Source organism: Ruminococcus flavefaciens ND2009 (assembly GCF_000621785.1).
GTDB lineage: Bacteria > Bacillota > Clostridia > Oscillospirales > Ruminococcaceae > Ruminococcus > Ruminococcus flavefaciens_C.
Map to the genome: position 1 here is coordinate 454046 of NZ_KK211347.1, position 7855 is coordinate 461900.

Sequence of the window (7855 nt, forward strand, 5' to 3'; positions counted from 1 at the left end):
CAAAGGTTATTACCTCAAGCTGAGGAGTTACATATTTTTCCATGTCACTTTTCTCCTTTATTTTAATATGTCAGCAGCAATTCCATAGAGGACCAGTGCCTTTATAGTGCGGACCAGTTTTTCGTCGCTGCTCTTTTCAATAACTGACTTTGCATAAGTGAAGGGACTGTAGTCCACCTCGGCGTATACAGAAGTGTCGCTGACCGACTCAGCTCTGAATGTGTGCATTTTTCCGTACATATCAGGTGAGATATGGTCAAGGGTTATGGAAGCGATATTGCCTTCCTGAGTTGCAAGTACGGGCTTGCCGTCAACGGTGAAGCTGTAGTCCTTGATGAACTTGCCTTCCTCCAGATTGAACTTTACTGTAAGGCTCAGGTCTTCGCTTATGCTCATTGAAGCAAATGAAGCCTTGAGAATATCGCCTGATCTTCTTGAAACTGCCTTGTACTCGCTGCCAAGAGCAACATTATCGCTGAGTGTGATGTTGTTTTCTGCTTCAACAGTTTTTCCGGTGTACTCCTTGAGCCGCTCTGCGTAGTTTATCAGAGTGTCGATGAAGCGTGCTGAATTGCTGTCGAGGATATTCAGGCTTCTCAGTGTGTTGAGATACTTTCTTGCGCTGTAGCTGAGCTCTGAACCTGTTGTGCCGTCTGAGTAGCGGATCTGAAGAGTGAATTCATCGTCGATATAGACAGGTGAGATGCTGCAAGAGAAGGTGTATGTGCAGTCGCTGTTCTTTACAGCCTCGGACATTTTCTTAGTGTAGATCATATCATCTGAGAATCTGAACTCTGCCACTGCGTTCTTGTCGGCTGCTGCCTCGGGACTGAGTGAAGCTGTGACATTGACGGTCACCTTGTCGCTTACAGAAGCGCTTGCTCTGATGAATGCGTCCTTGCCGTTCTGAAGCTCTCCGCACTTTGTACATCTGCCGCGGTTGTTGAAGCTGTGGTGTGTATCGGCGTAGAATGCGTAGTAATTTCCGTTCTCGCCTGCAACGAAGGGCTCGAAAGGCTGTGTATGTTCGCTGTCTCTGAACCAGCCGTCAGAACCGCACTGATCGTTAGCAAGAGCAGGGAGGCTGTCGATAAGTGTACCGTTCTCGACTTCCATTACCTCGCTTCTGCCGTCCCAGTAGTTGAGAATTATTTTTGTTGTCTTGTTTTCGTCGCTGCTGTAGTTATTTAATTCGCCTTTAGCAACGAACTCGCAGTTTTCACTGTAATTGAATACTGTATCGGGTACTATCCATACCTCTACATTTTCATTTGTTGTGAGGCTCTCTGTTACATCGACCTCGCCGAATATATAGAGCCTTACGCCTTCATCGAAAGCATTTGCAGCCTTGACAGCGTCGCTTAAATTGTCGAAGTTCTCGCCTGTGCTGAGCATTGCAACAGCGCCCTCAGGGAGGTAGTCGCAGCCCATAAATGCACCGCATACTGAGCAGAAAGTTGCTTCAAGAGCAGTATTTCCGTCATGTGCAGGTGACATTACAGCGTGTCTGCCTGTGCATTCATGCTCGGGAACAGTTGCGAATGTTCTTTCGATGTCGATTGATCCGTCTTCACTCTTGAGACTGATGGTAGCGCATAGGTCTGCCTTCTTGGGAGTGATCTTTATGAGAGCGGGACCGTCAAGGTAAATCTTGCCGTCCTTTTCGATGTAATCGCCGTCCTCGATAGAAATATCAAAGAGGTCGTAAACGCTTTCGGGAGCAGCCTTGACATTTCGCTGTCCGGGAGCGCCCTTGGGCTGAGGAGTGCTGTTGTTGAGGATAATGCCGAATTCAACTAATCCGCCTTTTGTCGGAGGACTGTAGAAGTATTCAAGATCCTTGCCGATCTCCATCATTTCACTTATAGGCAGAGGAATATCCTTATCAAAAGCTCCTGAAACATCACCTATGATACCGCTTGTGACATCGCCGACATACTGTGCCTGCTGATACTCGTATTCATCTTCAGTATAGGAATCTCTGTCCTGTGACAGAGCAAGAGCCTGACCGGCTGCAAAACCTGCACTGTATCCGGGCAGATTAGACAATGCGCTCTGAATACCTGAGTTCATTACGCTGATGAGCATATTGCCGCTCTGGTACTTCATTTTCATTTCGTCGGATATATCTTCGTATACGATCTCATAGGGGATCTCGGTAGTAGAGCCGGAAAGTGTAGTTACTGTTACATCCTTGAGATAATGCTCTGTCTTCAGATTAGCATAGAATGTTGACATCATGGACGCGAGCATATTCGGACCTGCAAGGAGCGGGTTGGGAATGAGACTGGTCATAAGTACCGCAAAATCACAGAGGAGCTTGTTGTATTCAGTGGTAAGCTCAAGCAATGATCTCCATGCGTCCATGATCGTTATGGTAGTTACGAGAGTGTCTCCGGGATTAAGAACAGGCAGTGTTACGCTGTCATTCATTGGCATGTTCTGAAGTTCTCCGCCGAAATTCCTTGTGTCTGTGATATTGCCGTTTTTGTCCTGTTTATAGAGTGTACCCTTATAGGACTGCTCGATACGGCTTATTGTATGCTGGAGTCCGTAGATCGGCTTGTGAGATACGTTTGTAAGCTCAATTGTAAGCTTATACGGCTCTCCGTAGTATGAATAGATAGGTGCGTGGACTGTCATTTTCAGAGCGTCTCCTGCATAGACATGGAGGGGATTCTCTGTCTTGAAAGTATACTCATCATATCTTCCGTCATTATTTCCGGAGAACTTGGCAGAAACATCATAGTCGCCGGCTTTATCGCCTCTTGCGTACCATATTGCGCTCATATATTCGCCGGGATCAAGATCGCCCATCTGCTGTGTAAGATCGCTGTTTACAAGAGTAAGACCGTCGGGAAGATCGATGGAAGCCTTACAGTCGGTAAGCGGTAAAATATCATTATTTACAACGATGAGCTGTATCTCATAGAATTCCTTCAGCCACTTGCATTCGCCTGTGACTATCATGTACATCTCTTCGTCAACGGTATTCTGGTAACCGATGATAGGTGCTTCAACACCGTTATAGATCACCTTTTTCCTTACGACCTGAGCATTGCCGTTTTCATCCCTTCCTACGTAGTTGAGCATGAAGTACTGTTCTGCACCGAAAGTGAGCTTGACCTCATACTTGTAGACGTGGTAATTAGCAGGATCGGTAATATCAATGCCTGCCTGAATGATCTCGGCAAGGTTCATTTCCTTGACTGTAACTTTACCGTCTACCTTCAGCTTACGGGGCTTGACAGGAGCCGGAAGTGTAGTTGTTGTGGAAGTTGTGGTAGAAGTAAGTGTGGTGGTTGAGGTAGAAGTTGTAGTGGTTGTAGTTGTGGTGGTAGATGTTGTGGTCGTAGTTATGACAGGATCTTCTGACTCAAACTCGCAGATAAATCCGTAGTTTGCTGTTGCGTAATAATTACGGTTTGCACTGCTGTTGCCTGAGTAGGGAATATCGTTCCATACACCGATGGGGCAGCCGTTATAGCTGACGTAATGGAGCATGAGTGCCTTTTCATCTCCGCCGTAGTTATTAGGCTCATTGGCACGCCAGTTGGTGTAATTCATAGGCTCTCCTGTGATCCAGGCGAAGCCGTTGCTGCCAAGCTCAGCGCCCAGCCAGTAAGCATTCTTGGAAGCTCCCACGGAATTTAGAAGTGAAACGATAAGGGTCTGCTCCTCAGGTGAGTTTACAGTCACAAGGTGACCGCCCAGGCTTTCACAGTATGCCTTGGCTTCATTCCAGGTCATAGGAGATTCGATGACCTTATATCTGGGATATTCGGTATCAATGACCTTTACTGAAGTAGTGGTTGTCGTGGTTGTCGTGGTTGTAGTGGTGGTTGTCGTGGTAGTTGTTGTGGTTGTAGATGTTGAAACAGGTTTGTCAGAGACATTTTCCCATTCACAGATGAACCATTTTGTTAAGCTGTGTCCTTCATCGTTCCACAGACCTGAATTATATACATGGATACAGTCTTCACCGCCAAGGTTATTGGGCTCGCCTCTGTCCCAGTTGGTGTATATTATCGGCTCGCCTGTTATCCATTGGAATTCACCGTTTTCATCGCGGCGGCCACCGATCCATAACTTGCCTGCACCTGATGCTGCAATGAGATTGTTGATCTGAGCCTGCTCTTCGGGAGAAGTAATGGTAGCCAGATGTCCGTTAACGCTTTCGCAGTAAGCAGCTGCAGCTTCCCAGTTCATATAAGTTTTTATTACTTCATACTTTGCAGCATCGGGAAGGGGACCAAGAGTTGTTGTAGTTGTAGATGTGGTAGTTGTTGTGGTGGTAGTTGTGGTAGTAGTTGTTGTGACAGGCTTGATATATATATAGCCCTGTGAGATACCCTTGGTAAATGCCCATGCCTCCATGAGCTTACCCTCAGCGTTTTTCTCCGTATTTGTGAAGCAGCCTCCGGGTTCGCAGTAATGCACTTCTATTGGGAACCTGTCGCCTGCCCTGGAATCGGCGGGAAGCTCAAAAGTAAAGCTCCAGAGCACTCCGTCCTTTCCGTTGTTGCCGGAGCCTGCTGATGCCAGGTAAATAGAATATTCGCCATCTCTTGCAGTATATGTTGACTGCTTTGAAAGTGCATCTCCGGGTACGGCATATACACCTTTGTTCTCGTCAACTAATTTAAGTCTCGAATCAAAGGTTACCATCATACCTGTAGCTGCGTACTTGCCCTCAGCGCCTGTAACGCGGAGCTCTACTTTCTGTCTGAGATTATTTCCAATATCATTCGCAGTTATTTCTATGCGGTCAACTGACAGTGTGGGCTTGACTGCTGCAGCTGAAGGATCGATACCTTCGGTGTTATAGTTTGTTTTTTTCGGATTAGACGTTGTAGTGGTCGTAGTAGTTGTAATAACAGGCTCGGGATATGTGGTGCTGACAGGAAGCTCCCACTCGCATACGAAGCCCATATTGTCTATATTGCTTCTCCAGCCGTTATTATTGTTGTCATTCCATGTACCGTTTGAAGAGAACGCCATAATACGGTTTTCGCTGCCGTCATTGTCGGGCTGTCCGCTTGACCAGTTGGAGTAATCCATAGGCTCGTCGGTTATCCACTTGAACACGCGGTCGTCCTCGCAGTAGCCGCCTATCCAGAGGTAGCTCTTCTGGGGCGAGCTTGCGGAGATAACGCTGTTCATCAGGGTCTGCTCATCGGCAGATGTGATAACTGCAAGGTGTCCGCCTAAGCTTTCGCAGTAATCCCTGGCATCTGACCAGGTCATACCTGTGTTGAACACCTGGAAGCGGTTTACATCGTTATCGATGTTGAAGTAAAGCTCGCCGTCACCGCTGACGGATAACAGACCGTTTACTCCTGCATTAGCGATGTATGAGGAAATGTAGCGTGTATCCACATACTCTGAAAGGCCGCTGGTGATAACGCCTGTAGCCTCGGAGTAGATGGTAGTATCAGCGCCTGTGACCTTTCCTGTGATATTGATCTTCTGTCCCTTGGGGATATAGATACCGCCCTTGTCACCCTTTATGGAGATATTTCCCTGAAGGTTGACGGCAGTGCCTTTTTTGACCCAGATACCATAGTCGTTATCGCTGCTGAGCCTGCCTCCTGAGATATTGACAGTACCGCCTGAGCCGCCGTAGATGGCAGGACCTATATCAGAGGTAATAGTTGCACCTGTGATATTAAGAGTACCTGAATAGCCGCTGTTCATCCATATTGTACTGCTTACGGATCTGTCAGAGGTGGAGTGCTTGCTGGTATTTTTAAGAGTACCTCCGTAGAGATTTGTGACACCGGAGCTTGATCTCAGCGAAAGGGGATTACTTGTGTAGGAAGTAACAGTTCCGCCATAGAGATCAAAGCAGCCTGATCCGTTGATACCGATGGTTCCCGAATCATAGCCATGATCGTTACCGTTGAAGGTGCCTCCGTAGATGTTGAGCTTTCCATAAACCTCGAACAGGGAGTTTGAGCCTGTCGAGTTGATAACGCCGTCGCCGCGGCTGTCTCTGACAGTAACGGTTCCGTAACTTTTTATAGTGCCTATATTTACTGTATGTCCGTTGAGGTCAAGGTCAAGATTGTCTGATACGGAAATATTTTTTGAGTTGACATCGCAGTCCAGTCTGTAGAAGCCTGCGGTGGGAAGGCTTGTCTCGTCGGTCCATATCTTGTACTCAGGAGTCTTTCCGTCCTTCTCCATAATGAAGCCGAAGTTGTCGAGACCGCAGAATTCTGAATTATCTTCGCCGCCATTGCTCATATCGTCCCATTTGCCCACCTGAGCACCCCATGGTTCATAGGGATTGCCAAAGAGGGAAACAGCTGTCTGAGATGATGAATTTGGAGCACCAGGGTTCCAGTTATTAAATGTCCTGCTTTCATTGGTGACCCATTCAAAGCCGTTCTTATCAGTGCGCTTCAAACCAATCCAGTAGTTGTTTTTGATCGTTGGCTGCTTTTTTATCAGAGCTTCGATCTGAGCCTGTTCATAGTCGGAAGTGATGACTGCAAGATGAGCGCCCTTGCTTTCGCAGTATTCTTCTGCCTCATTCCAGGTCATTCCCTTGTTGACTATCTCATAATTGGCAGGATCGGGATAGTATTTCCATGTGAGTTCTCCGCTGAAGGGAAGCACCATAGGGTCACTTCCAACTGAGAGAAGTGCGTAATTCTGTAAAATGATCTCTGCGTCACGAAGTGTTACCTTACCGTCGACGTCAACGTCGGCAGCAAGACTGTTCATGTCGCTGTCATCGCCTGTGCATACGTAGTCCCTGATGATATTGGAGTCAACGGCGTCCATTTTACCGTCACCGTTCACATCGCCGAGTATTGCCTCAGCGTAGGTCTCATCGGGAGCAGTGTCGTTGTCAGCTGCTATTGTCTCTATCGGTATGACCGATATGAGCTGAGTGTATGCAACAGCAGAAGCCGCAAGCAATGACAGAGCCTTTTTGCCTAAACTTTTGCTATTGTGTTTGTGCATTGTTATTAAACCTCCTTTTCTGCTCTTTTTTATAAAGAGCTATAAAACACATCCTGCCATCTTAATTATAATTACTGGCGCTTAAAAAATCAACGATTTAAACAATATGTATATTTATTTCGGAGAAATGCACATTTCTTCTGTGCAGCAGCTACATAAAAATCCAAAGATGTCACAACTATTCTGTAAAGTATATACTTGCCGAAAAATCGGTTTATTTTTAGTATACAACAGTTCCGTCAAGCTTGTTTCCGCTGTAATTATCGATGAAGAGCTGAGGAGCGGCAGCTAAAAATACATCTTATTAGTTTTGAACTGCAAACAATGTAAATTATAACACAGTCTGATTGAAAAGTCTGAGACAAAAAGCTCCCCTCAGAGCCTCCGCAAAAGCGCAGTTTCTGAGGGAAGATAAATTAAGGTGCTAATTCAGTTCTTTTGCGATGAATTCTTTTATGGGGACGGCAGTGTCATGATTTGTAGCCTTGTATGCGTAGTAAGCCAGGATCATTGATGCGTCAAATGCGTTGATCTTGCCGTCGCCGTTGACATCTGCTGCCTTTTTCTGAGATTCATCGAAGGTCTCGGGAGCATTTGTGGAGTGTAATGCGTACTCTGCGAGAACCTGTGAAGCGTCTACTGCATTGACCTTGCCATCGCCGTTGACATCGCCAAGATCTGGCTCGTCGACAGGCTGCTCGGGCACGGTTGTTGTAGTTCCTGAGTTCTCTTCCGTAGAAGTTACTGTAGTTATTTCTGAAGAGGTCGTAGTGGTTGTTTCCGCAGAAGTTGTGGTAGTTGTTTCGGTTGATGTTGTGGTGGATTCAGTTGAAGTGGTTGTAGTTGTGCTTGTGGTAGTTGTCGTGGACTTCTTGGAAGT

Annotated in this window: 2 protein-coding genes; both read right to left on the bottom strand. The window is 46.6% G+C overall.

Translation table 11 applies throughout. The annotated features are described in order from the left end of the window. Positions 1–57: 57 nt before the first annotated feature. On the bottom strand, positions 58–6975 hold the full coding sequence (locus T488_RS19885) for a lectin-like protein (RefSeq protein ID WP_028521069.1): 6918 nt from the start codon (positions 6973–6975) through the stop codon (positions 58–60). Positions 6976–7399: 424 nt separating this feature from the next. Further along, positions 7400–7855 (bottom strand): dockerin type I domain-containing protein (locus T488_RS19890; RefSeq protein WP_028521070.1); only part of this gene is annotated, 456 nt, incomplete at its 5' end.

Coding starts and splice junctions, on each gene's coding strand:
- T488_RS19885 (WP_028521069.1), bottom strand. CDS start 6,975: ATGCACAAACACAATAGCAAAAGTTTAGGCAAAAAGGCTCTGTCATTG.